Source organism: Roseinatronobacter alkalisoli (genome assembly GCF_028745735.1).
Classification (GTDB): domain Bacteria; phylum Pseudomonadota; class Alphaproteobacteria; order Rhodobacterales; family Rhodobacteraceae; genus Roseinatronobacter; species Roseinatronobacter alkalisoli.
The window spans coordinates 1-25,803 of record NZ_JAQZSM010000005.1; the positions used below are offsets into that span (position 1 = coordinate 1).

The 25,803-nt window shown below is 61.2% G+C and carries 25 protein-coding genes; 17 read left to right on the top strand and 8 right to left on the bottom strand.

The genetic code is table 11. From position 1 onward, the window contains the following. Positions 1-98 precede the first annotated feature (98 nt). Complete coding sequence (locus tag PUT78_RS07170) at positions 99-1,550, top strand: FGGY family carbohydrate kinase (protein ID WP_274351567.1); 1,452 nt, start codon at positions 99-101, stop codon at positions 1,548-1,550. 40 nt (positions 1,551-1,590) lie between these two features. Here the strand turns inward: PUT78_RS07170 and PUT78_RS07175 are convergent, their stop codons facing one another. The 4 genes from PUT78_RS07175 to hutG are packed head-to-tail and all read right to left on the bottom strand — an operon-like array spanning position 1,591 to position 6,105. After that, entirely contained in the window at positions 1,591-3,819 is a 2,229-nt protein-coding gene (locus PUT78_RS07175; protein ID WP_274351568.1) for a TRAP transporter permease, read from the bottom strand. Continuing rightward, on the bottom strand, positions 3,816-4,265 hold the full coding sequence (locus PUT78_RS07180; protein ID WP_274351569.1) for a DUF1850 domain-containing protein: 450 nt from the start codon (positions 4,263-4,265) through the stop codon (positions 3,816-3,818). Before PUT78_RS07180 ends, PUT78_RS07175 begins: the two co-directional genes overlap by 4 nt. A gap of 20 nt (positions 4,266-4,285) precedes the next feature. Further along, a complete protein-coding gene (locus tag PUT78_RS07185; RefSeq protein WP_274351570.1) occupies positions 4,286-5,257 on the bottom strand; it encodes a TAXI family TRAP transporter solute-binding subunit in 972 nt (323 codons plus the stop codon). Positions 5,258-5,292: 35 nt separating this feature from the next. Then, on the bottom strand, positions 5,293-6,105 hold the full coding sequence (gene hutG, locus PUT78_RS07190; protein WP_274351571.1) for an N-formylglutamate deformylase: 813 nt from the start codon (positions 6,103-6,105) through the stop codon (positions 5,293-5,295). Between the two features lie 64 nt (positions 6,106-6,169). On the opposite strand from hutG, the gene PUT78_RS07195 reads away from it, so the two are divergent. Then, a complete protein-coding gene (locus PUT78_RS07195; protein WP_274351572.1) occupies positions 6,170-7,549 on the top strand; it encodes a formimidoylglutamate deiminase in 1,380 nt (459 codons plus the stop codon). Beyond that, positions 7,546-8,250 carry a GntR family transcriptional regulator gene (locus tag PUT78_RS07200; protein WP_274351573.1) on the top strand — a complete coding sequence of 235 codons (705 nt, stop codon included), beginning with the start codon at positions 7,546-7,548 and terminating at the stop codon, positions 8,248-8,250. Before PUT78_RS07195 ends, PUT78_RS07200 begins: the two co-directional genes overlap by 4 nt. Positions 8,251-8,359: 109 nt before the next feature. Here the strand turns inward: PUT78_RS07200 and PUT78_RS07205 are convergent, their stop codons facing one another. Next, positions 8,360-9,529 carry a CaiB/BaiF CoA transferase family protein gene (locus PUT78_RS07205; protein WP_274351574.1) on the bottom strand — a complete coding sequence of 390 codons (1,170 nt, stop codon included), beginning with the start codon at positions 9,527-9,529 and terminating at the stop codon, positions 8,360-8,362. A gap of 68 nt (positions 9,530-9,597) precedes the next feature. On the opposite strand from PUT78_RS07205, the gene PUT78_RS07210 reads away from it, so the two are divergent. Then, positions 9,598-10,437 carry an IclR family transcriptional regulator gene (locus tag PUT78_RS07210; protein WP_274351575.1) on the top strand — a complete coding sequence of 280 codons (840 nt, stop codon included), beginning with the start codon at positions 9,598-9,600 and terminating at the stop codon, positions 10,435-10,437. Here the strand turns inward: PUT78_RS07210 and PUT78_RS07215 are convergent. Both PUT78_RS07215 and PUT78_RS07220 read right to left on the bottom strand, forming a co-directional pair. Next, positions 10,434-11,504: a Gfo/Idh/MocA family protein gene (locus PUT78_RS07215; protein ID WP_274351576.1), complete on the bottom strand. Its 1,071-nt coding sequence runs from the start codon at positions 11,502-11,504 to the stop codon at positions 10,434-10,436. The two genes, PUT78_RS07210 and PUT78_RS07215, sit on opposite strands and share 4 nt — an antisense overlap. Beyond that, positions 11,501-11,962 (bottom strand): MaoC family dehydratase, encoded by a 462-nt coding sequence (locus PUT78_RS07220; RefSeq protein ID WP_274351577.1) that lies wholly within the window; start codon positions 11,960-11,962, stop codon positions 11,501-11,503. Before PUT78_RS07220 ends, PUT78_RS07215 begins: the two co-directional genes overlap by 4 nt. A gap of 183 nt (positions 11,963-12,145) precedes the next feature. Here PUT78_RS07220 and PUT78_RS07225 point away from each other — a divergent pair, with 183 nt between their 5' ends. From PUT78_RS07225 to PUT78_RS07285, 13 genes are all read left to right on the top strand, one after another. Beyond that, the gene (locus PUT78_RS07225) at positions 12,146-13,285 is read left to right on the top strand and encodes an extracellular solute-binding protein (protein WP_274351578.1); all 1,140 of its coding nucleotides are present in this window, start codon (positions 12,146-12,148) and stop codon (positions 13,283-13,285) included. Then, complete coding sequence (locus tag PUT78_RS07230) at positions 13,282-14,463, top strand: CaiB/BaiF CoA transferase family protein (protein ID WP_274351579.1); 1,182 nt, start codon at positions 13,282-13,284, stop codon at positions 14,461-14,463. Before PUT78_RS07225 ends, PUT78_RS07230 begins: the two co-directional genes overlap by 4 nt. An 83-nt stretch (positions 14,464-14,546) precedes the next feature. Then, a complete protein-coding gene (locus PUT78_RS07235; protein ID WP_274351580.1) occupies positions 14,547-15,875 on the top strand; it encodes a type 2 periplasmic-binding domain-containing protein in 1,329 nt (442 codons plus the stop codon). Positions 15,876-15,952: 77 nt separating this feature from the next. Beyond that, complete coding sequence (locus PUT78_RS07240; protein ID WP_274351581.1) at positions 15,953-16,864, top strand: carbohydrate ABC transporter permease; 912 nt, start codon at positions 15,953-15,955, stop codon at positions 16,862-16,864. Beyond that, entirely contained in the window at positions 16,861-17,763 is a 903-nt protein-coding gene (locus tag PUT78_RS07245) for a carbohydrate ABC transporter permease (RefSeq protein WP_274351582.1), read from the top strand. Before PUT78_RS07240 ends, PUT78_RS07245 begins: the two co-directional genes overlap by 4 nt. Before the next feature lie 3 nt (positions 17,764-17,766). Then, on the top strand, positions 17,767-18,861 hold the full coding sequence (locus PUT78_RS07250) for an ABC transporter ATP-binding protein (RefSeq protein ID WP_274351583.1): 1,095 nt from the start codon (positions 17,767-17,769) through the stop codon (positions 18,859-18,861). Then, positions 18,861-19,976, top strand: a complete 1,116-nt coding sequence (locus PUT78_RS07255; protein WP_274351584.1) for a mandelate racemase/muconate lactonizing enzyme family protein — start codon at positions 18,861-18,863, stop codon at positions 19,974-19,976. The genes PUT78_RS07250 and PUT78_RS07255 overlap by 1 nt, the downstream gene beginning before the upstream one ends. Position 19,977: 1 nt before the next feature. Further along, on the top strand, positions 19,978-20,310 hold the full coding sequence (locus tag PUT78_RS07260) for an L-rhamnose mutarotase (RefSeq protein WP_274351585.1): 333 nt from the start codon (positions 19,978-19,980) through the stop codon (positions 20,308-20,310). Positions 20,311-20,361: 51 nt separating this feature from the next. Further along, positions 20,362-20,691: a UxaA family hydrolase gene (locus PUT78_RS07265; protein WP_274351586.1), complete on the top strand. Its 330-nt coding sequence runs from the start codon at positions 20,362-20,364 to the stop codon at positions 20,689-20,691. After that, a complete protein-coding gene (locus tag PUT78_RS07270) occupies positions 20,688-21,890 on the top strand; it encodes a UxaA family hydrolase (RefSeq protein WP_274351587.1) in 1,203 nt (400 codons plus the stop codon). The genes PUT78_RS07265 and PUT78_RS07270 overlap by 4 nt, the downstream gene beginning before the upstream one ends. Positions 21,891-21,933: 43 nt before the next feature. Further along, on the top strand, positions 21,934-22,680 hold the full coding sequence (locus PUT78_RS07275) for an SDR family oxidoreductase (RefSeq protein ID WP_274351588.1): 747 nt from the start codon (positions 21,934-21,936) through the stop codon (positions 22,678-22,680). Between the two features lie 10 nt (positions 22,681-22,690). Then, positions 22,691-23,536: a fumarylacetoacetate hydrolase family protein gene (locus PUT78_RS07280; RefSeq protein WP_274351589.1), complete on the top strand. Its 846-nt coding sequence runs from the start codon at positions 22,691-22,693 to the stop codon at positions 23,534-23,536. A gap of 31 nt (positions 23,537-23,567) precedes the next feature. Then, complete coding sequence (locus PUT78_RS07285; protein WP_274351590.1) at positions 23,568-24,422, top strand: amidohydrolase family protein; 855 nt, start codon at positions 23,568-23,570, stop codon at positions 24,420-24,422. 91 nt (positions 24,423-24,513) lie between these two features. Here PUT78_RS07285 and PUT78_RS07290 read toward each other — a convergent pair whose 3' ends face one another. Further along, positions 24,514-25,755 carry a glycosyltransferase family 4 protein gene (locus tag PUT78_RS07290; protein WP_274351591.1) on the bottom strand — a complete coding sequence of 414 codons (1,242 nt, stop codon included), beginning with the start codon at positions 25,753-25,755 and terminating at the stop codon, positions 24,514-24,516. Positions 25,756-25,803: the final 48 nt, after the last annotated feature.

Consider the following 25,803-nt stretch of genomic DNA (forward strand, 5'->3'; position numbering starts at 1 on the left):
CAACAGGCTCCGTCCAATGGCTCTTCACCAGATACGGCCTCTCAACAAAAGGCATCATCGCTGCAGCCCAAAAAACGCTGCAGCGCAAAGGATAAGCAATGCGCGTACTCGCAATCGATCAGGGGACGACCAACACCAAGGCTGTTCTGGTGGATGATCAGGGCCGCGTGCTGGCCAGTGCCAGTGCGGCGCTGACAACCGACTATCCCCGGCCCGGTTGGGCGGAGCAATCGGCCATGTCTATCTGGACCTCGGTGCGCGATGTGATCGGGCAGATTGTCCGGTCCGAAGGGGTGCCGGACGCCATCGGCATCGCAAACCAGCGCGAAACACTGGTGGTCTGGGACGCCGGAACTGCACAGCCGATATGCCCCGCACTGATCTGGCAATGCCGCCGCACGGCAGAAAGCTGCGCCGCGCTGATCGCAGCCGGTCATGATGCGGAGGTGGTTGCCGCCACCGGTCTTGGGATCAACCCGCTGTTTCCGGCCAGCAAGCTGGCATGGGTATTTGCACATGTGCCGCAGGCGCGTGCCTTGCATGAGCAGGGCATGCTCAGGGCGGGCACGGTGGATACATGGCTGTTGTGGTGCCTGACCGCGGGGGCGTCCTTTGCCACCGATCATTCAAATGCGTCCCGCATGCAATTATTTGACACGCGAAATCTGCAATTCAGCGCCGGACTTGGCCGGATTTTCGGCGTCCCGACAGACTGCCTGCCAACGCCGCACGCATCTGACAGCGAGTTCGGTGAAACCGCTGCGGGGGTGACGGACCTTCCTGCGGGGGTGCCGGTTCTGGCGATGATGGGCGACAGCCATGCCGCCCTTTACGGGCATGGCGTGCGCGCGCCGGGGCAGGTGAAGGCCACCTATGGCACCGGATCAAGCCTGATGACACTGACGCCAACGCGGGTAAACTCGGCGCATGGTCTGTCGGGCACCATTGCATGGAGCACTGCGGCAGGGCCGGTCTATGCGCTGGAAGGCAATATTACCGTGTCGGCGCAGGCAGCGTCATTCATGGCCGGGCTGATGGGCGTGGCGGACCCGGCTGCGCTGTCGGCGTTGGCGCAGACAGTTCCCGACACTGGCGGTGTCTGTTTTGTGCCTGCGCTTGCAGGGCTGGGGGCACCGCATTGGGATGATGCTGCGCGCGGCCTGCTGGCGGGTATGACCCTGAGCACCACCCGCGCCCATGTTGCCCGCGCCACATTCGAGGCGATCGCCCAGCAGGTTGCCGATGTGTTTGATGCGATGGGGCGCGATGTCGGCCAGCCGCCGGAACGGATCAGGGCCGATGGCGGCGCGTCCGGCAATCCATTTCTGATGCAGCTTCAGGCGGATATGCTGGGTTGCCCGGTGCAGACTGCCGATATCGCTGAAATCGGCGCATTGGGGGTCGCTGCCATGGCGTTTGGCAATCTGGGCGTGGACATGCCCTTGCCTGCACCTGCGCAAACATATTCGCCACGATTGTCCGCCGATATCCGCGCGTCCCGCCGGACCGCGTGGCAACAGGCAATCCAGCGTGCCGGTTTTACGCCATAGGGAAATGCGCATTCAGCCCGGATTGTCAGGAAACGCGCTGTCAGTCCTGCGGGCGGGGTACGCCCGTATCGGCGGGTTTGCGGGTGTTGCGCCACAGAATAGTCAGCACCACTGCGGCGCTTAGCACGATTGCCGTCAGATTATGTGCCACCAGCACCAGCCCGGCAAGGCTGAGTACCCATTTTTCCCAACGCGCCACGCTTGTCTTGAAAAACCCGATATAGGCCACTGACAGCGCAACGATAGACAGAACCCCTGATGACAGTGCCAGCATGAAATCCCACCAGGTGAAATCGATGAACAACAGCGCGGGCGCATAGATGAACATCATCGGCACCAGTGCCTTGCCCATCGACAGGCGGAACGCGGTCATGCCGGTTTTCATGGGGTCGGATTTGGCGATCCCTGCGCCGGCATAGGCGGCCAATGCCACAGGTGGTGTGATGTCTGCCAGAACCCCATAATAGAACACGAAGAAATGTGTGGCCAGCAGTGGCACGCCCAGTTGCTGCAACGCGGGCGCGGCAATGGCAGCAAGAATGATGTAGGTGGGGGTTGTGGGGATACCCGCACCCATGATGATGCAGGCGATGGCAACGAAAATCAGCGCGAAAAACAGCGTTGTGCCATTTTGCGACAGGAACCCGAACGGGTCCAGCGCGGAAATCGCAGCCCCCATCCATGCGGCCCCATCAATTACGGCACCGGAAAACTTGAATCCCATGCCGGTCAGGGTGGTTACCCCCAGAATGAAACCTACACAGGCACAGGCGGCGGTGATGGCGATGGATTGCTGCGCGCCGCTTTTCAGCGCGTCCTGCAGCTTCATCGGTGTCAGCGCACTGCTGGCATCCATGCGCCGCCCCAACCCGACAAGTTGCAGGGTTACCGGAATATAGGAGCACACAATCGTCAGGATGATCCCCCAGAAGGCGGCAAGGAAGGGCGTGAATTTCATCAGCAAAAGCGTGACCATCACCACCAGCGGAATGAACAGGTGCCATGACCGGACCAGCACATCCAGAAATTGCGGCAGCTTGTCAGGCGCGATCCCTTCCAGATTCAGGCGCTTGGCTTCCAGATGGACCATGAACAGCGTTGACAGATAATGAAACGCTGCCGGTATGATCGCGATCAGGATCAGTTCATTATAGGGTACGCCCAGCATTTCGGTCATCACAAAGGCCGCGGCCCCCATGATCGGCGGGGTTACCTGTCCCCCGCAACTGGCCGAGGCTTCGGTCGCGGCGGCAAAGCGGCCTGAAAATCCCTTGGCCTTCATCATGGGAATGGTAAATGCGCCAGTGGTGACCGTATTGGCCACGGGCGAGCCGGAGATCATGCCGAAAAACCCCGATGACACGACGGCCACTTTCGCGGGTCCGCCCGCATAGCGACCCGCGACAATGCTGGCCAGATCGATGAATAACTGCCCCAGCCCGGATTTCTGTGCCAGCACCCCAAACAGCACGAAATGGAACACGAATGTTGCCACGACACCGATGGCGATGCCATAAATCCCTTCGGTGCCCAGATACAGATGGTTGACCAGCCGGATGATATTATAGCCCCGATGCGCCAGATCACCCGGCAGATAGGGGCCGAAAACAGCATAAAGCAGCGCCAATGTGCCAATCACCGGCAGTACCTCGCCCATGGTGCGGCGGGCGGCTTCCAGCACCATGATGATGGCCAGCAGGCCCATCACATAATCCAGCGGTTGCGGGAACCCGACATTGCGAATGAAAATTTCGTCAAAGAATATAATCAGATACAGGGACGACCCGCCCCCGGCGATGGCCAGCGGCCAGTCCGTCACCGATACCCGGTTGCCCTGCCCACCCAGGGCGGAGATGGGCAGCGCGGTCAGGGCCAGCGCAAAGCTGACACCAATCAGCCCCCAGCGCGCCATGTCAGGTATGCGCCCGCTCAGCGCATCGGCCAGTTGCACGCCCAGGAAGACATAAAACGCAGCGAATGCCAGCCCGAACCCCCAGGCGCGCACGGGCTTTTCCACGCGCGCACGCGGAAACAGCAGGAATACCAGCGGCATGATGAAGCTCATATGCACGGAGCGGTGCATGACTTCATTCAGCAAACCGAAACCGGATGTGTAAATGTGGAACACACTCAGCACGATGCAGGCCAGCGTCACCGCAAACCCCGTCACCCCCGTCAGCCGCCGGAAATTGGTTTCGCTGTCATACTTGCGGACAAGCGCTTCCATTTCCGCGTCGGTCAGGGTGCTTTGGGGTGCAGATGTGCTCATCGCGGGGTGTCCTTGCAGTCGGGCGACAGAATTTCAAGCGGGGTGGCGGGCCACTGGGTCAGGTCGATTGTCGTGTCACCGGCAATCAGGCGGTTTTCATGCGCAGGTGCGCTGCGCAGGATCAGGCGCCCCACGTCGCGGTGCAACTCGATCGCCATCTGGTCATTTTCCACGCGCCAGCCAGTGCCGTCATGGGCCATGCCGGGGCCATGGGCCGCAAACCGCTCTGCGATCTGAATGATCTGCCCGCCATCGCCAAGGATATAATCGGCCTGCACCATCGTCAGGGTCACGGAATTGCGCCAGACCAATGTGAAGGGTCGCGCAGGCAATGTTGCCAGCACCACGCCGTCATGCAGGCGAACCACATCAATCGCGCGCTGTGCGCAGTCATGGGCGGCACCGGGGCCGCCCGCAACCAGCGTTACGATGGCAAGCGCATTCACGCAGCACTTGCCGAAGCCGATCACTCGATCAGGCCCATTTCGCGGTAGAACCGTTCCGCACCGGGATGCAGCGGCACCGACACCGATTCCAGTGCGGTTTCCAGCGAAATCTGGCTGCCCATGACATGGACCTGCGCCAGTGTTTCGGTGTTTTCATACAGCGCCTTGACCATGGCATAGGCCAGATCATCGTCCAGATCAGCATGGGTGGCCCAGATGGCGCGCACGGCCAGCGTTTCCACATCTTCGTCAATGCCGCGATAAGTACCCGCGGGCAGGGTGACCGATGCGTAATAGGGCTGCACTTCCTGCAGGGCAGCAATTTCAGGGCCGGTCAGGGGTACAACAGTGACGTCATGCCCATTGGCCAGTTCCGTGATCGAGGCTGTGGGAATCCCCGCCGTGATCAGCGATGCGTCCAGATTGCCATCGCGCAGCTTGTCTGCCGATTGCGCGAAGGACGAATAATCCTCGGACACGTCTTCGCGGGTCATGCCATGCGCGTCCAGCAGGTCACCCAGAAGCTGCCACTGGCCCGAACCCGGTGAACCGGACGATACTGATTTTCCCGCCATTTCCGCGAAGCTGGTGACATTTGCACCCGCGCGCGCCACAAGCTGCACGGTTTCAGGATAAAGCGAGCCAAGCGCGCGGATATTCTCGGCGGCATTGCCTTCGAACTGGTTTGCACCGCGATAGGCGGCATCCAGAATATCAGCGGCGATAAAGGCGGTTTCAATCTCGCCCTGCGCCAGCAGACCGGCATTGGCAACCGACGCGTTGCCGGTTTCCGCCGTGGCGGAAATACGCTTGCCTTCCAGTTCAGCGGTGTTGGAAATAAGCTGCGCCAGCATCCCGCCCAGCGGGTAATATGTGCCGCCGGTGCCGCCGGTTGCGATGCCGACAAACACACGTTCCTGCGCCATTGCAGGCGCACCAAGCGCCATTGCCGACAGCGTCAGCGCGCAGAAGGATTTCGTGATATGCTTCATAGTGTTACTCCTTGTTGGGGTTTCTTCATTCGTGATCAGGACAGGTCAAGCGCCGCGATTTCGCGCAGCATTGGTCCCAGAACCGCGCGCAGGCGTGTAGCGCGGCCCTTATCCCAGGCCCAGGGCGGGGATTGTTGCATATAGGTGGACTGGGCCAGTTCCATCTGGATGGCGTGAATACCCTGATCGGGCTGGCCATAATGCCGCGTTGTCCAGCCGCCGACAAAGCGGCCGTTCAAAACGCTGGTGAAACCGTTCGCATCAGCGCAATGGCGCATGACAAGCGCCTGCAGGGCAGGCGCGCAGGTCACTCCATGATTGGTGCCGATATTGAAATCCGGCAAGGTGCCTTCAAACAGGAACGGAATCTGTGACCGGATGGAATGACAGTCATAAAGAATGGCAAAGCCATGCAGCGCCTTTACACGGGCCAGTTCCGCCGCCAGTGCCGCGTGATAGGGCGCGTGGAATTGCTTGCGTCGCGATTCGATGTCCATGGCACCCGGTTCCTGTGCCCAGATCGGGTTCCCGTCGAAATCAGTCAGCGGAATAAGGCCGGTAGTGTTCTGGCCGGGATAAAGGCTGGCCCCCGAAGGGTCGCGGTTGGCATCAATGACATAGCGGTGAAAACGTGCGGAAACGATGGTCACATCATCCACCAACCCCTCATGAACGCGGTCCATGTGCCAATCGGTATCGGAAATCGCGCGTCCTGTGTCATTCAGGGCTATGCGCACATCATCGGGAATACAGGTTCCGGCATGCGGGATGCCCAACACCAGCGGGCTGTTCCCCTGATGGATGCCGAAGGGCAGATCCTGTGGGTTGGCTGATGTGATGTCGTTCACTGGGCTATTCCCTTCGGCTGAAGTTCGTGTCATTAATATGCGTAAGCATAATAATAGTGTCAATATGAAGATGAACAACGATCAGATGATTTGGGCACGGCAGGCCTTGCTGCCGAACGGATGGGCAAATGATGTGCTGATCTGCGTTGACGCACAGGGGCGGATCGCCTCCGTCACCGCAGATGCGCCACCTCAGGGGCATAGGGTGGACACGCTGCTGCCCGCGCCGGTGAACCTGCATAGTCACGCATTCCAGCGTGCCATGGCTGGCATGACCGAAGCGCGCGGCCCCGATCCGCATGATACATTCTGGACATGGCGGCGGTTGATGTTCCGCTTCCTAGACCACCTGACTCCCGATGACGCCCGTGCGATCGCGGCCATGGTGCAAATGGAAATGCTGGAAGCGGGTTTTGGCGCGCTGGCGGAATTTCACTATCTGCATCACCGGCCTGACGGGCAGCCCTATGACAAACTGTCCGAAATGGCGGATGGAATTTGCGCCGCCGCCGAACAGACGGGCATGGGGCTGACGCTGCTGCCGGTGCTGTACCAGTATGGGGGCTGTGACCGCCGCCCCCTTGCGCCCGGACAACGGCGTTTCGGCAATGACCGTGACCAGTTCGCACGACTGTTTGCAGATTCGGAGAAAACCATCGGCGCGCTACCCGAAGACAGCGCCATGGGCGTGGCACCGCATTCCCTGCGCGCTGTGCAGCCAGATGATCTGGCATTTTGCACAGAACTGGCGGGGACGCGCGTTATGCATATGCATCTGGCGGAACAACAGGAAGAAGTCACCGAAATTCAGGCCGCATTTGGCGCCCGCCCGGTAGAATGGTTGCTGGACAATGCCCCGGTATCCGCCCGGTGGTGTTTGATCCATTGCACCCAGATGACCCCGGCTGAAACTGTGGCGCTGGCCCGGACACATGCGGTTGCGGGTCTTTGCCCGATTACTGAAGCCAGCCTTGGGGACGGAATATTCGATGGCGCACGCTATCTGGGGCATGGCGGCAGGTTTGGCATTGGCAGTGATTCCAATATCCGCATTTCGCTGACCGAAGAACTGCGCGGGCTGGAATATTCCCAGCGCTTGCGTGACCGGCGCCGGGCTGTGCTGGCAGTTCCCGGCTATTCGACAGGGCGTATCCTGTGGGAAGGCGCTGCATCGGGCGGCGCGCAGGCCGCCGGGCGCGCGGCGGGTGCCATTGCAACGGGGCTTTGGGCGGATATGGTTGCACTGGACGGGCAAACGCCCGATCTTGAAGGGCGCGACGGGGATCTGTTTCTTGATACCCTGATATTTTCCGGCGATAATCGTTGCATTGCTGATGTGTGGTCAGCAGGCCGGCATGTTGTGCGTGCTGGTGAACATATCAACAAGGCTGCGATCGTCGCGGATTACCGGCGCGTTCTGGCACGATTGAGAGATGCGATGTGACAGCGCCGTCTGGCAAGGTTGACTGGAAGGCCATTCGCCGTGATCTTCTTGGCCGTATCCAGTCGGGTGCGTGGAAACCCGGCGACCAGATCCCGCGAGAGGTGGAACTGGCCGCGCATTATGACTGCACACGGTCCACTGTCGGGCGCGCGCTGCGTGATCTGGCAACAGCAGGGTTTCTGGACCGCAAGCGCAAAGGGGGAACCACCGTTTCGGCGAACCCTGTGCGCAAGGCCCCACTTGATGTGCCCATTATCGCCGAAGCCATCCGCAAGGCGGGGCATGTCGCCGGGTATCATATGCTGGATGCAGGTGTCAGACCTGCCAGCCCCGCCATCGCGGCAGAGATGGGAGTGCCTGCAGGCACCTCGTTCCTGTTCGTATCAGCGCTGCATCTGGCCGATGACAGGCCCTATCAGGTTGAACAACGCTGGTTACTGCCCGCCACAGTTGTGGGGTTGACGCCAGAGATACTGGAAACCATGCCTGCCGATGAATGGCTGTTGCGCAATGTACCGCTGACGCGCGCGCATATCGCGATCGAAGCCGCGCACCCCCCCGCCGAAGTGGCGGACGCCCTGAAGATTGCGCCCGACATGCCCACGCTGCTGATTACACGGACAAGCTGGCGACAGACGCGGTTGATCGGCATGTTGCGGCTTTATCACGTACCCGGGCATCGATTGCTGACCGGGATATAGCCAATATCCGGTTGTGCCGGTCGGGGAACGCGGCCTGCATCCACCCGTTTTTTGCCATGGCCTGCCGGATCAGTAACGCCCTGCGTGACGCCGGGCAGCGCATGCGGTGTTACAATCCGAACTCGGCGCGGATTTGCGCGCTGTCCGCGCCGATCAGCGGCGCGGCGGCGCGGGTGCCGGGGCGGATGCCGTCAATGCGCAGCGGTGTGCGGGTCGTGGCCACCGACAGTTCGTCCCCACGTGTGACTGTCTGCAGCATGTCCAGCCGCTGGAACGCATCGCTTTGCAACAGCGTGGGCCAGTCCATGACACGGGCACACCAGATATCTGCGGGTTCCAGCAGGTCCAGCCACGCGCTCAGCGGGCGTTTGGCGATGGCAGCGGCAATCACTGCCTTGATCTGGTCGCGCGCAGTGAACCAGCTTTTCGGGTCATCGCACCATGGGGCCAGTTCGGGTAGGTCCATGATGTCCATCAGTCGGGGCAGGGGGGTCATTGCCAGCGCCAGATACCCGTCCGTCGCGCGATAAATCCCGTAAGGGGCGGCAAGATAGGCATGCGCACTCCGGTCTGCTGCGCGCTGCGGCAGGCGGCCACCGTCGTTCAGATGGGTGGTCAGCACTTCGAATTGCAGGTCAATCAGAACTTCCAGCAGACTGGTTTGCACCAACCCCCCGCGCCCGGTGATTCCGCGCCGCACCAGCGCGGCAAGAATGCCCTGAACCGCCGTCGCACCTGCCAGCATGTCCGCAATAGCCAGACCGAAGGGAACCGGCCCCTGATCCGCATCGCCGTTCAGCCACATGATCCCTGAACGTGCCTGTGCCAGCAAATCCTGACCGGGACGGGCAACCCACGGACCATCTTCGCCATAACCAGAGATTGACGCGTAAACCAGGCGGGGGTTCAGGGCGCGCAGTTGCGTATAATCCAGGCCCAGCCGTTCGATCACACCGGGGCGGAAGTTCTGGATCAGCACGTCTGCCTGCGTGATCAGTTTGCGCAGCGCCGCAAGGTCATCCGGCGATTTCAGGTTCAGGGCCAAGCTTTCCTTGCCGCGGTTTATGGCATGAAACAGCGTGGAGTCGCCACCAAGTTCGGTATCGGACAGATACAGGCTGCGCGTCAGGTCGCCGCCATCCGGGCGTTCGATCTTGATCACCCGCGCGCCCAGATCGGCCAGCCGCAAAGAACAGTATGGTCCCGACAGGAACTGGCTGAGATCGAGCACCAGAAGCCCGGCAAGCGGGGCGGTTTCATCATTACAGGTATCTGTCATGGCTGTTGGCCCTTTAAGCTTGTCAGCATGTGTTTCATATGTGAAATTCGCCGAAGGGGAGTGCGCTGATGCCGACAACAGGGACAGAAGGTGCCGCTGCACAGAAATATACGGCGCCAGCGCTGGAAAAAGGGCTGGATATCCTTGAATTGCTGTCGACCGAAGATGCCGGGCTGATGCAGACTGACATCGCACGGCAGTTGAACCGCTCCGTCAGCGAGATTTTCCGGATGCTGGTGGTGCTGCAGGCGCGGGGGTATGTCGCGCAGAACCCCGAAACCGACCGCTACATGCTGACCACCCGCCTTTTCGAGATTGCCCATCGTACCCCCTTGATCAAGCGACTGACGGCCTTGTCCGGTCCGGTGATGCAAGGACTGGCGCGGGATGTGAACCAGTCTGTGCATCTGGTGGTCATAAGCGGGGATGTCGTGCTTGTGGTCGGGCAGGTGGACAGTCCCGGCAACAACATCATGAGCGTGCGGTTGGGCGCCCGGATCGAGATGTGGCGCGCGTCCTCCGGCAGGGTGATCATGGCGCATCTGCCCGAAGAAGCACTGACCGATGCGCTTGCGCGGGTACCGCTGCCTGCGGAACTGAATGAAGCGACGCTGCGGCGCGATCTGGCCAGAATCCGCGAAACCGGGCACGAAGTCAGGGACAGTTTCATCGTGCGCGGGGTCGTCAATATTTCTGCCCCGGTGATAGACCATACCGGCTGGGCAATCGCGGCCATGACCGTGCCCTATATTGAACGGTTTCAGGACACAGTGACGTTTGAAGAATGCCGTGCCGCATTGCTGCGCGCCACCACGATGCTGACGCGCAATCTGGGCGGCGGCATTGCACGCGATACCGGGCAGGGGCTTCCGGATGATCCTGACACTGCGCTGGACCACCGGGACTAGTCCAGTTCCGGCGGTTGCGCCGGTATTGCCATGGCGCGAAAGCAGGCTTCAACCAGCGCCATGGTCTGATAGGCATCCTCTACACCAGTGAACAGCTGTTCATCCTCTCCTGCGTCGAACCGTTGCAGGTTGCGCATCGGTCCCATGAACGCCTCTATGAACCAGCTTCCGGTCAGCGGCACCTGTTCCCAGTCGCCGCCATTGCGGCAGAACCACAGCTCGTCCGGCTCACCGTTCGGATAGTCATAGCACACACCAAGCTTGACCATCATCGCACCTTCCGTCCCCTCGATCCGGAACCCGGCGGACTGAAACTTGCGACCGCAACGGTGGTTATGGTTGATGCTCATGATCGCGCGCAATGGCGCCGGATAATCCAGAATGACCGATGTGCGCGTCTGCGCGAAATCTGCGGCGCGCGGATCGGCAATGCTGCGGGCGAAAACGCCTGTCGGGTTGCCCGCAAGCGCGCGGATCGTGTCAAGGTAATGGATCGAATGCACGGCAATCTCGACCCGTTCCATCGGGATCAGGAACGGGAATATCTGCCATGGGGTATAGATGTTCAGGTGGACCTCTATCTCAAGCAATTCACCGATGCGACCGCGTTCGATGAATTGCCGCGCCGCCATCATCATTGGCGCAAAACGAAGCTGAAAATTGACTGCGGCCTTCAGCCCCTTCTCGCGGCAGATACGGCGGATGTCGCGCGCCTGCGCTTGATCACTGCCCATGGGTTTCTGGATCAGCACCGCTGCCCCGTCGGGCAGGGCGGTCAGAATGTCGTTGATCGCGTGGGGCGGCACTGCAATGTCATAGACGGCACCGGTGCCATGGGTTGCCGCATCTGCGACTGATGCGTGAACATGCGCGATGCCATGGTCGCGGGCAAGCGCCTGCGCGCGGCCGGGATCCAGATCGGTGACCCCCACAACCGGCAGCCCTGCCATCGCATAGGCGGGCAGATGCGCGTCGCGCACAATGCCACCCGCGCCGATGATCACAATCGGCTTGGCGCGCGACGGCGCGGGCCAGTCCTGTGCGGTGGTGGTGGTCGTCTTCGTCACGGTGTGTCCCCCTGCTGCTTGCGCATTTCCACGAGCAGGACATGTTCGCAATACATGACTGTCTTGTCATTCTGATTCCGGGTGTCGCATATCTCGACAACCTGTCCGAAACCGGGTCTTTTGGGGTCAGCGGCCTTGCGCCCGATCGTGACCGTGGTGCGGATGGTATCGCCGGGATGAACCGGCGTCGGAAAGCGCAGCCTTTCATAGCCATAGGTGAATGCGCGCGGATTTATCTCGGTCGCGGTCAACCCGATTCCGATGGCGAAAGTCATGGTGCCATGGGCGATGCGCTGACCGAAGGCCTGGGTCTTGCAGAATTCAGCATCCATGTGATGCGGGAAAAAATCGCCCGAATGCCCGGCATGAACGACGATGTCGGTCTCCGTGATGGTGCGCCCGAATGTTCGCCGCGTATGGCCGGGTTCATAATCTTCAAAGTAGCGTTCGTTTTCCATGGTTTCCTCCTGTCAGTCTTCCAGAGTTTTTATATACGAAAAAAGATTTGACAAGTGAAAAGTTTTACTGCTACTTGATCCGCAAGGCCCGGCCTGCACCGCATGGCTGCGCAGTATTGCAACCCGGAACGGTTCGCGGGCAACGCCGTCACAATGGCAAGACAGCCGCGAAGGAGGCCAGGAATGACGAAGCAGATTGTCCTGCGGGGCATGACATGGGACCACGCGCGCGGTTTTGACCCGATGGTTGCGACATCTCGCACGTTTGCGCAGGACCATCCCGGGGTCGTGATCACGTGGGAAAAGCGGTCATTGCAGGCTTTTGCTGACCGGCCAATTGCCGAAATGGCCGAAACCTATGACCTGATGGTGATTGATCACCCCCATGTCGGAGAGGTCGCGCGCCACGGGCATTTGCTGGCGCTGAACGGGCGCGGGCGCGACGCGGAACTGGCCACCCTTGCGGCGCAGTCGGTGGGGGCGTCCCATCCGTCCTATGAATTTGACGGGCAGCAATGGGGGCTGGCGATAGATGCAGCGACGCCGGTTGCCTGCTATCGCCCCGACCTGATCGACACGGCACCGCGCCGCTGGGATCAGGTGATCGCGCTGGCGCGTGCGGGCAAGGTCGGGTTCGCGCTGATCCCGATTAACGCGCTGATGACATTCTTCGGGCTGGCCCGGAATCTGGGCGTGGCTATTGCTGAAGACCCCGCAGAACTGATCGCACCGGATGCCGCCGCGCAGGTATTTGATGCATTGCATGAGATTGTGGCGCTGATTGACCCGCGCTGTCTGACACTGGACCCGATCGGCATTTATGAATGGATGGGACGAAGCGATGTGGCACCTGCCTATTCGCCCTTTGGGTATGGGTATACCAATTACAGCCGTAACGGCTATTGCCCCCATCCGCTGGTTTTTGCTGATGCGCCGGGTTTTGGGGATAACGGCCCGCGCGGCACAGTGATTGGCGGCACCGGTATTGCCGTGTCGGCCCGCTGCCGCAACCCGGATGTGGCGGTGGATTACGCATTCCACATCGCAGGTGCAGACTGTCAGCGCGGGCTGTTCTTTCAGTCCGGGGGCCAGCCCGCCAATGCCGCCGCATGGGAAGATGACGCCTGCAACACCGCGACGCGCAACTTTTTCCGCAACACCCGTGAAACGCTGGAAACATCCTGGCTGCGGCCACGCTATGACGGGTATATGCGCCTGCAGGAACAGGGCGGCGATATTGTCCATGCATGCCTGCGCGGCGAGATTGATACCCCGGCGGCAATCATGCAGTTGCAGGCCGCCTATGCCGAAAGCCGCAAATGATGAACGCGCTGCCACAGAACAAGCGGCCACTTGCCGGGCTTCTGGTGCTGGATTTCAGTCAGTACCTGTCGGGGCCGTTCTGCGGGCTGAAACTGGCGGATCTGGGTGCGCGTGTCATCAAGGTCGAACGACCGGGCACTGGCGATCCCTGTCGCGGGCTGTTCATCTCGGACCCGGTCGGCGGCGAGAACCCACTTTTCCACGCGATCAACCGCAACAAAGAAAGCATCACCGCGGATCTGCGCAACCCGCAGGACCGCGCGCGGTTGACTGCGCTGGTCGCGCAGGCCGATGTTCTGATCCAGAATTTCCGCCCTGGCGTGATCGCGCGGCAGGGTCTGGGCTATGATGATGTCGCGCAGATCAACCCGCAGCTGGTCTACGGGTCAATTTCGGGCTTTAGTGATACGGATTGGCGCGATCTGCCGGGGCAGGATCTGCTGGCGCAGGCGCGGTCAGGGCTGATGTGGCTGACCGGCAGCGGTGACCATCCGCCAATGCCCATGGGGCTGTCAGTTGCGGATATGCTGGCGGGAGAGGCGCTGACGCAGGGTATCCTTGCCGCACTGGTCGGGCGCGGCGTGCATGGTCGCGGCGCGCTGGTGGAAACCAGCCTGCTGGAAGCGCTGCTTTCGCTTCAGTTTGAAGTGCTGACCACGCATCTGAATGACGGCCACCAGCTGCCGCAACGGCCCGCGGCGAATGGCGCGCATGCCTATATCGGTGCGCCCTACGGGGTTTACGCCACAAGGGACGGTCATCTGGCGATTGCCATGACACCATCGCTGCGTCATCTGGCCGGGCTGATGCAGATCGACGGGCTGGACCCCTGGCTTGATGATCCGCAGGCGGCGCGCGCAGCGCGCGATGACATCAACGCGGTGATCGCGGCACAGGTCGCAACGCGCAGCACCACTGAATGGCTGGCGATGTTGCAGCCCGCCGATATCTGGTGCGCCGAGGTGCTGGACTGGCACGCGCTGATGGCGGCCCCGGCATTTGGTCAGTTGGATATGGTGCAGCGGATTGGTGGGGCGACCGGGCTTGACACGCTGCGCGGCCCGTTGCGGCTGGACCGGCAGACATTGGCATCGGGGCGGGGCGCGCCACGCTTGGGCGCGGACACTGCGCGGGTTTTTTCTGAATTCGGCTGTGACGCAAACGCGGCGCGCGGCTGAACTGATATCGCCGCCTGTATGGCGGAATGTAGCGGGGCCGGGAAGAGGCGGCCCGGAAATGGTAATCAAGGGAGGAACGAAGAATGACGACACGAATCCTGAAGGCGCTGGCGCTTGGGGTGGCATTGCCTGCCCTGACAGCGGGTATGGCGGCTGCTGAATATGATTATGGCAGCTTTGATGGCACGGTTCTGCGGGTCAAGCTGATCGGTGGCGCGCAATATGAGCCGCTTTATGCCGAGATCGGCAAATGGGAAGAATTGACCGGCGCGACGGTCGAGATCCTGAGCCGCAAGAACCATTTTGAACTGGACCGCGAAATCAAGCAGGATATCGCGGCGCGCACTCTGAACTGGTGCGTCGGGTCGAACCACACATCCTTTGCACCGCAATACGGCAATATCTATGCCGATCTGAATGATCTGATCGACCCCGAGGTGCTGGCCGGGTTCACGCCATTGCTGCTGGAACATTCGACAGTCGGCGGGCGGCTGGTACAACTGCCGCGCCATTCCGATGTGTCGAACCTGTTCTATATCAAATCGCTGTTTGAAGATGCCGACAATCAGGAACGTTTCGTGGCGGAATATGGCTATGATCTTGCACCTCCTGAAACCTGGGAACAGGTCGCAGATCAGGCGAAGTTCTTTGCCAACCCGCCCCAGTTCTATGGCACCCAGTTCGTCGGCAAGGACGAAGCCATAACCGGGCGTTTCTTTGAACAGCTTGTCGCGAATGGCGGCCAGATGTTTGACGATGACATGCGCCCGGTCTTCAACTCGGAAGCCGGTGTTGCGGCGCTGAGCTGGTTTGTCGATCTGTATGAGGCGGGCGCAGTCCCCGCAGGTGTGCCGAATTACTTGTGGGATGATACCGGGCTGGGCTTTGCATCGGGTACCGTGGCACTGAATCTGGACTGGGCTGGCTGGTCGGCATTCTTCAACGATCCCGAAAATTCAAGCATCGCCGGCGATGTGGGCGTGGTCCGCGCGCCAAAGGGCACAGCGGGGCTGCGCAGCGGCTGGTCGGGATCGCATAGTTTCTCGATCACCGAAACCTGCGGTGAAAAGGAAGCGGCGGCAAGCTTTGTCACTTTCCTGACCGATCATGACCGCCAGATGGTGGAGGCGCGCACCGGCATCCTGCCGACACGCACCGCAGTCTGGGACGATGCGATTGCCGAATTTGACAGCCGTGGCGACAGCTTCCTTGTTGAAGTGTTCGAGACTTTCCGCGCGTCAATGGCCGAAGATGCGTTCACCCCGCCGCTGATTCCCGAATGGATCGAGGTGTCGAACGTGCTGTGGCCGCAGTTGCAGGCAGCAATGGTCGGTGACCGCAGCCCGCAGGATGCGCTTGACCGGGCGGCTGCCTCCGCCGTCGAAGTCATGGAGGATGCGGGCTATTACTAGGCCCGCATGAACGGGCATTTGCCCACCCTTTCCCTGCGCGGTGGCACCGCCGCGCAGGGCCTTGAACGGACCAATGCATGATCGCCTTTCTCCGCACACGCCGCACAGCGCTAATACCGCTTTTGCTGTTGTCGCCCGCATTGCTGACGATGCTGTTTGTCGTCGCACTTCCACTGGGGTTTTCGTTCTATACCAGTCTGACCGCCTATCGGCTGGTCCGGCCCGAAACGATCGAGATATTCGTAGGCCTGCGCAACTACATCCGCCTGCTGGAGGATTGGGAATTCTGGCGCGTATTCGGCCGCACGATCCTGTTTCTGGCCATCGCGCTGAATGTCGAATTCCTGCTGGGTCTGGGCATCGCGCTGCTGATCGCCAAGATCACCTGGGGTCAGCGGACCTTGCGCACGATCATGATGTTTCCGATGATGTTTTCCCCGATCCTTGTCGGGTTTCAGTTCAAGTTCATCTTCAATGACAATATCGGCATTCTGAACAACGCGCTGCAATCGCTGGGCCTGACCGACCGGGCCATACCGTGGCTGGTGGACGGGCGGCTGGCGATGTTCTCCATTATCTTTGCCGAAGTCTGGATGAGCACGTCGGTATTTGCCATCCTGTTGCTGGCAGGGCTTTTCGCCATGCCGCGCGACCCGCTGGAGGCCGCCAAGGTCGATGGCTGCAATTCGTGGCAGGTTTTCCGCCATATCACTCTGCCGTTCATCATGCCCTTTGCCTTTATCGCGATGACCATTCGCAGTCTGGATGTGGCGCGGGCCTATGACATCGTGCATGTGATGACGGGCGGTGGTCCGGCGGGCCGGACCGAACTGTTATGGACGCTGATCGCGCGCACCGGCTACATGGATGCGCGGATGGGGCAGGCCAATGCGATGGCCTATCTTTCGACGCTGCTGTCGATCGCCTTTACCTGGTATTTTTACACGAAACTGATGCAGGCGCGCAGATACATGGGGGGTGTGCAATGAGCAGAACCGCAATACCGGTCCGCACCGCCGACAGGCCCTTGCCACGCCCACCGCTGAAAAAACGCGCACAGGCGTTCGGCTTGTGGCTGCTGACATTCCTGCTGATGGTCATCATGTGCGTGCCCGGTCTTTGGGTGGTACTATCCGCCTTCCGTCCCAACCGCGAGATTCTGGCCAAACCGCCGATCTGGGTGCCTGAAACCCTGACGCTGAATAATTTTGCCAAGATATTCGGCATCGGGCAGGATCAGGTGGCAATACCGGTGCTGGCGTATTTTTCCAATTCGCTGATCATCGCGCTGACCTCGACTGTCATTGCGCTGATCATCGGCATGTCAGGCGGCTATGCTTTCGCGCGCTACCGGTTCCGGTTCAAGGGTGGCATCTTTCTGGGGCTTATGCTGTTCCGCGCGGTGCCGGGGATTGCGCTGTCGCTGCCGATCTTCATGGTCTGGTCGCGGCTTGGTCTGATCGATGCCAAGCTGGGTCTGATCATTGTCTATATCTCGTTGAATGTGCCGTTCACGATCTGGCTGATTGACGGGTTTTTCCGGCAAATCCCGATGAGTCTGTCTGAAGCCGCGCAGGTCGATGGCTGCACCCGCTGGCAGGCGTTCTGGAAGATCGAGTTTCCGCTGGCCCGGTCCGGTATCGCGGCGGCGGGGGTCTTTGCGTTCCTGACGTCATGGAACGAATATGCGCTGGCCAGCCAACTGACACGTTCGACCGACAGCAAGACGCTGCCGGTGGGGCTGATGGATTTCACAGCGCAATTCACGATTGATTGGGCAGGCATGTGCGCAATGGCGGTGATCATCATCGTTCCGGCGCTGATCATGACCTTCCTTGTGCAGAAACACCTAATAGCCGGACTGACATTCGGCGGGGTCAAGGGATAAGATATGGCAGGCATTTCCATAAGGGCGGTCGAAAAGGCCTATGGTGCGGTGCGGGTGGTGCATGGCATCGACCTTGAGATTGCACATGAAGAATTCGTGGTGCTGGTCGGGCCTTCCGGCTGCGGAAAATCCACCACGCTGCGGATGATCGCCGGGCTGGAGGATATCTCCGGCGGGGATGTCTGGATTGGCCAAACACGGGTCAATGACCTGCCGCCGCGCAAGCGCAACATCTCCATGGTGTTCCAGAACTACGCGCTTTATCCGCATATGAATGTGCGCGACAATCTGGGTTTCGGACTACGCATCGCGGGACAAAGCCCGCAGGTCGTCACCGAGCGGGTGAACGAGGCGGCGGGCATCCTGGGACTGTCGGAACTGCTGGACCGCACGCCTGCGGAATTGTCCGGCGGCCAGCGCCAGCGCGTGGCAATGGGCCGCGCCATCGTGCGTCACCCCGATGCGTTCCTGTTTGATGAACCACTGTCGAATCTTGACGCCAAACTGCGTGGACAGATGCGCGCCGAGATAAAGAAGCTGCACCAGAAGGTGCGGACAACGGTGGTCTATGTCACCCATGATCAGGTGGAGGCGATGACGCTGGCGGACCGGATCGTGGTCATGCGCGACGGTCATATCGAACAGGTCGGCACGCCGATGCAGGTGTTCAACCATCCCGTCAACACCTTTGTCGCAACTTTTATCGGTTCTCCGCCGATGAACCTGCTGCCAGCGGTGATCCATGAAGGGCAGGTGCTGCTGCGTGATGGCAGCCTTGTTCCGGTGCCCGCTCGCCTGCGTGCGAAAACGCATGAAGGGCAGGACGTGGTTCTGGGCATCCGGCCAGACGATATCTGCCCGGTCGGCCATGGACTGGGCGAAACGGACGAGGGCACCGACATCGCGCTGACAGTGGATCTGGCGGAACCGCTTGGCATGGAAAGCCTTATCTATACCAGTATCGCCGGGCAGGAAGTGCAGGCCAAGCTTTATGGCCCGCGGATTGTTCAGGCGAGTGAGACGCTGTCCTTCCGGCTGGCACTGGACCGGGCGCATCTGTTTGACGCGGCTACCACGCGCTCGCTCGACGTGCTCTGATGGCGTTGATCCGGTCGGTTGAAATCAGGATGGTGGATCTGGCGCCTCGCACGCGCCGGACCGACGCAATCCAGAGTTTTGTCAGCCAGGAAACGCCGCTGGTGACAATCACTGATGCCGACGGGGCGCAGGGCACAGGGTATTGTTATACGATCGGCACGGGTGGCGCTGCGGTAATCAGCCTGTTGCAGCAGGTTTTCGCGCCCCGGCTGATCGGCCGGGAGGCAGAGGAAATCGAAAGCATCTGGCGTGATCTTCTGTTCGCCACGCATGCCACATCGGTGGGCGCAATCACCTCTCTGGCGCTGGCGGCAGTGGATATCGCGTTATGGGATATGCGCTGTCGGCGGGCGGGCCTGCCGCTATGGCGCATGGCGGGCGGCGCGAAGCGGTCGGTGCCGGTCTATTCCACCGAAGGCGGCTGGCTGCATGTGGAACCGCAGGCGCTGGTCGATGATGCGCTGGCGGTTCAGGAACAGGGCTTCGCGGGGGCCAAGGTCAAAATTGGCCGCCCGCATCTGGCCGAAGATGCCGCGCGCCTTGGCGCGGTGCGCGCGGCTGTCGGCGATGCCTTTCATCTGTTCACGGATGCCAATCAGGCCTTCAGCCTGTCGCAGGCGATGCTGCGCGCGGACATGCTGGCCGATCATGCCATCGGCTGGTTCGAAGAACCGATGCCCGCTGACGACATTGGCAGCCATGCCGCCCTTGCGCGCCATTCGCGCGTCCCGGTCGCTGTGGGCGAAAGCCTGTATTCGCTGGGCCAGTTCAAGGATTACGTGCAACAAGGTGCAGCCAGCATTGTGCAGGTGGATGCTGCGAGGATCGGCGGGATCACACCATGGCTGAAGGTCGCCCATCTGGCAGAGGCTCATAACATCATGGTCTGCCCGCATTTCCTGATGGAATTGCATGTCAGCCTGATCTGCGCAGTGCCGAATTCCTGGATGCTGGAATATATTCCGCAGCTTGATGCGATCACCACATCGCGACTGGATCTGCGCGCCGGTCAGGCACACCCGCCCGACACGCCGGGAATAGGCATCGACTGGGACATGGCGGCAATCGCGGCACAGACTGTGGCGGGCAGTCATTCGCAGACAGGGAAAGGGTAGCATGATGGAACGTCATGGCAGCGTGATCCGGGTCCATCCGGACCATATTGCAGAATACAAGCGGCTGCATGCCGCGGTCTGGCCAGAGATTCTGGCGATGATCACGGCCTGCAACATCCGCAATTATTCGATCTATCTGAAAGAACCTGAAAATCTGATGTTCGCCTATTTCGAATATCACGGCACGGATTTCGCAGGCGACATGGCAAGAATGGCCGCCGATCCCCGCACGCAGGAATGGTGGGCCGTCTGTATGCCCTGTCAGGTGCCCATGGGCGCGCGCAAACAAGGCGAATGGTGGGCAGAGATGCAGGAGGTGTTTCACCATGACTGACACATCCGCCCATTCGCGCAACGCCACATATCTGCAACATGGGGAATTCTGATGACGGATATCACGACTGATCCCCGGCTTTTGCTGCTGGCCCCGGATGACACGGTTTATGTGCTGCGCGCGCAGATCGACGCCGGCGAAACAGTGCTGGTCGAAGGGCGTGCGGTCACGGTTCCCCATCGTCTGGGGCTGGGCCACAAGATCGCGCGGCAGCCCGTCGCGCCGGGGGGCAAGGTGGTGAAATACGGCGCGCCCATCGGTTCCGCGAGCCATGCCATCGCGCCGGGGGATCATGTGCATACCCATAATCTGCAAAGCGACTACACACCGACCTATTCGCTGGACTCAGCACAGGCGCACACATCAGGGAGCACGGGATGAACACGGCGGGACAAATGCGTGGCTGGCTGCGCGCAGACGGGCGCAAGGGTATCCGCAATGTGGTTGCAGTGGCCTATCTGGTCGAATGTGCGCATCATGTCGCGCGCCAGATCACGGTTGCGCAGCCCGACACCGCGCATGTGATCGGCTTTCCCGGCTGTTTTCCCAACCCCTATGCCCAGACGATGATGGAGCGGCTTTGCACGCATCCCAATGTGGGCGCGGTGCTGCTGGTGTCGCTGGGCTGCGAAAGTTTCAACCGGTATCAGCTTGAACAGGTGGTGCGCGACAGCGGCAGGCCGGTGCGGACCCTGACCATCCAGAATGACGGTGGCACACGCGCAACCATTGCGGCGGGCCGGGACTGGGTGACGCAACAGGCGGCAGCACTGGCACAGGCCCCGAGCGTGCCGATGGATATATCCGAATTGGTTGTCGGCACGGTCTGTGGCGGATCGGACGGCACCAGCGGGATTACCGGCAACCCGGCTGCAGGGATCGCCTTTGACAAACTGGTCGCGGCAGGTGCAACCTGCATATTCGAGGAAACGGGCGAATTGATCGGCTGCGAGGAAATTATGGCATCGCGTGCGCAGACGCCCGCACTGGCTACTGAACTGCGCGCATCGGTCGCCAAGGCGGCGCATTATTACGCAACGCTGGGCTATGGCAGTTTTGCTGCGGGCAATGCCGATGGCGGCTTGACCACAATCGAGGAAAAGTCGCTGGGGGCTTATATGAAATCCGGGCAGTCGCCGATTTCAGGCTTGATCAAGCCTGGCGATATTCCGCCGCGCGGCGGGCTTTACCTGATGGATGTGGTGCCCGATGGCGAGGTGCGCTTCGGTTTCCCCAACATTTCGGACAATGCCGAGATTGTCGAGATGATGGCCTCTGGCGCGCATATGACACTATTTGTGACCGGGCGCGGTTCAGTCGTCGGGTCGGCCCTTGCGCCGGTGCTGAAGATCGCGGCCAATCCGCATATGTACCGGCGGCTGGCGGATGACATGGACATAAACGCGGGCCGCGTTCTGGAAGGCGAGGCCACGCTGGAACAGGTGGGCGCGGAAATCTTTGACCATGTGCTGGCACTGGCCGCGGGTGCGCAAAGCAGGTCGGAAGAACTGGGTCATACCGAATTTATCCTGACTTACAAAAGTTTTGAACCGATCGGCCCCGCATGCCTGCCGGTCTGACGGACCGTCCGGCATATGGGGGCCGCAATGACAAGGAGCGAGCATGGGACGACTTGACAACAAGACAGCGCTGGTAACAGCGGCGGGGCAGGGGATCGGGCGGGCAAGTGCGCTGATGATGGCACGCGAAGGCGCGCGGGTCATCGCCACGGACATCAACCCGAAAACGCTGGAAGCGCTTGCGGCAGATGCACCGGCAGGACTGGTGGAAGTTCGGCTGCTTGACGTCTGCGATCCAGCGGCGATTTCCGCACTCGCGGGGGACATTGCGCCGGATGTGCTGTTCAACTGCGCGGGTTTTGTCGCCAGTGGCACCATTCTTGATTGCGACGAGGATCAGTGGGCATTCTCACTCGATCTGAACATGACAGCGATGTACCGTATGTGCCGGGCTTTTCTGCCGGGCATGATTGCGCGCGGGGGCGGCAGTATCATCAACATGTCCTCGGTCGCGTCGTCGGTGATCGCTGCGCCCAACCGCTTTGTCTATGGCGCAACCAAGGCCGCCGTGATCGGCATGACGAAGGCCATCGCCGCTGATTTCATCGCCCATGGCATTCGCTGCAACGCGATCTGCCCCGGCACCGTGGAAAGCCCCTCGCTTGAAGAACGCCTGCGCGCGACCGGCGACTACAATGCCGCGCGTGCCGCATTCATTGCCCGCCAGCCGATCGGACGGATCGGAACGCCCGACGAAATCGCGGCGCTGGTGGTCTATCTGGCCAGCGATGAAAGCAGCTACACCACCGGAACCGCCCACGCGATTGATGGCGGCTGGTCAAACATCTGAAAGGACGACAATGAAACTTCTGCGCCATGGCCCGCAAGGGGCCGAAAAGCCCGGTCTGTTGCATGATGACGGCACCATCCGTGACCTGAGCGGCATTGTGAAGGATATTGGCGGCGATGTGCTGTCGGATGCAGGTCTTGCCCATCTGCGCACAGTTGACGCCGCCGCGCTGCCGGTCGTTGCACCGGACACGCGGCTCGGCCCCTGTGTGGGGGGCACCGGAAAATTCATCTGCATCGGGCTGAACTATGCGGATCACGCGGCTGAATCGGGCATGGCAGTCCCGTCAGAACCGGTGATCTTCATGAAGGCAACAAGCGCGATCTGCGGTCCCGATGACGACGTGCGCATTCCGCGGGGATCGGTCAAAACCGACTGGGAGGTTGAACTGGCGGTCATCATCGGCACCAGGGCCAAATATGTGTCCGAAGCCGATGCGCTGGCCCATGTCGCGGGCTATGCGGTGACCAATGATGTGTCCGAACGCGCCTTTCAGGCCGAACGACAGGGCCAGTGGACCAAAGGCAAAAGCTGCGACACGTTCGGACCGCTTGGCCCGTGGCTGGTGACGCGCGACGCTGTGGCCAACCCGCAGGATCTGGCGATGTGGCTGACGGTCAACGGCGAAAAGGTTCAGGACGGATCGACCCGGACCATGGTTTATGGCGTCGCGCATCTGGTCAGCTATCTGTCGCAGTTCATGACGCTGCATCCGGGCGATGTGATTTCGACCGGGACGCCGCCGGGCGTGGGGCTGGGAATGAAACCACCGCGCTATCTGAAACCCGGCGATGTCGTGGAACTGGGTATCGCGGGGCTGGGCCAGCAACGCCAGCGTTTTGTGGCTGATGACTGAAGCACGCCCGCATCAGCACGAGAGGTCTGCCATGCCCGCGCTTATCGACACCCATCTGCACCTGATCTATCGCAAGTCGCTGGGCTATGGCTGGACGTCGGAAATACCGGCGCTGGCCACGGGCGATTTCACCCTTGATGATGCGCGCGCGCTGATGGGGGACCGGGTGGCGGGCGCCGTGTTCATGGAAGCGGCAGTTGATGATGCCGGTTACAAGGACGAAGCGCGGCTGATCGGCGGGCTGATAGGACAGTCCGGTGGCGTCCTGCTGGGGCAGATCGCGTCCTGCCGCCCGGAAGAACCCGCCGGGCTGGATGACTGGATCGACGAAGGGCAGGGGCTGGGCGTGGTCGGTTACCGCCGCGTGCTGCATGTGGTGCCCGACGCATTGTCGCAATCAGATATTTTTCGACGTAATATCAGTATGATAGGCGCGCGCGGCCTGACATTCGACATGTGTTTCACGGCGCGGCAACTGGGGCTGGCACAGGCATTGGCACAGGCCTGCCCCGATACGAAGCTGGTTCTGGACCACTGCGGTGTTCCCGACATTGCCGGTGGCGGGTTCGATGCGTGGCGCGCGGGCATAGACGCAATCGCGAAGCTGCCGCATGTGACCTGCAAGCTGTCGGGCCTTATGGCCTATTGCGCGCCGGGCACTGCCGGTTTTGCGACAATCCGGCCTTATGTGGATCACGTGTTCACGCGCTTCGGGCCGGACCGGGTGGTGTGGGGCAGTGACTGGCCGGTGGTGAACCTTGGTGGTGGTCTGGTGGACTGGCTGGATGTCACGGCGCAAATCCTTGATATGCTTTCCGCCGAAGAACGCATAGCGGTGGCGCATGGCAATGCCCGACAGGTTTACGGGCTTCCTGCGGCCCCCTGATCATCGTGGATGACTCCGCAAGGCTGGTCCTTTCCGGTCGCAATGGACCTTCATCACCCCCCCACGTGGCTGCGTGTCCGCCAATCGCCGTTCAGGCCACCAATGCGCGGTAGAGCATGGACCCCCAGGAACCGGACCTTTCGCGGAATTGGTGGCGTTTCGTGGCCAGTGCGGCGCACAAAGCGCCGTATTCGGCCGGGGTGTCCACAATGCCCCGCAGTGCGGCTGTCAGCGCGGCGCTGTCGTCGGCGGGGAAGGTGACGCACGCACCGGGCAGCAGCGCTTTGGCGGGAACGATGGAACTGAGCAGCGCTGGCACCCCATGCACTGCCGCCTCGACCACCACCAACGCCAGACCTTCGGCAAAGTCAGTGCGGGTGGGGCAGATCAGCAGATCAGCGGCGTCCAGCCGGTCATGCACATCGCGTGCCTGCAACTGACCATGAAAGGTAATGCGCGCCGCATGGGGGGAGGCCGCAATAGCCGCGCGCAGCGGCGCATCTGCGGTGCCGGTCCCCGCAATGTCCAGCGTCAGGGTGGGGCGGTCGGCGGCAATGGCGTCAAACGCGCCAAGCAGGTCGAACACCCCTTTGTTCGCCTCTATCCGGCCCAGATACAGCAGGCGTTCTGCGGTGGGCGCGGGTGTCAGGGTTTCGGGATACCAGTCGGGCAGAACCTGTGGAATCTCGGTGAAGCTGCGGGTGCCGGAAGGACCGCTGAGTGCCGCGACCTGTGCGGCGCATTCACCGGACGTATTCACAACGGCATCAACCCGGCGCAAGGCCCATGATTTTGCCCGCAGCCGCAGCCGAGCCTTCAGCGAAACCGGGCGGCGGCCCATCGGCCAAAAGGTGTTATGCGCCGTCAGAATGACACGCCGCGTCGCTGGCAACCCCGCGATCAGGGCATTGGGCGCATCAGTACCGACAATAATGACATCAGGGCGGAAATCACGCAGATGGCGTAACACGCAGGCGGTGAAGGCGCGTTCGTCCAGCCGGTAACCGATGCCGCGCCTGCCGCGCCTGCGCGGCGTATGAATGAAACGGAAACGCGGGTCGGGTGCGGCGGGCTGCCTGTCCTGTTCGACCAGCATCAGCACATCTGCTGCAAGCGCGTCTGCAACGCTATAGAACATCGAGGAATAGGCGATTACCGGGGTGCGTGGATCATGCGCGCCCTTCTGCCAGTGATCGAAGGTGCCAACGGCATCACCCGGCCCCGCAACGAAGGCGATGCGCAGCGCGGATTGCGCGCCCAGTCCAAGGGACTGCCGGACAGCATGGGCGGCATCGGGGGGCAGGGAAACAGATTGGGTGACGGGTTCTGGCATAGCGGGATTTCACATTTGGTCAGGAACAGGAAGCCTAACCCAGCTGAC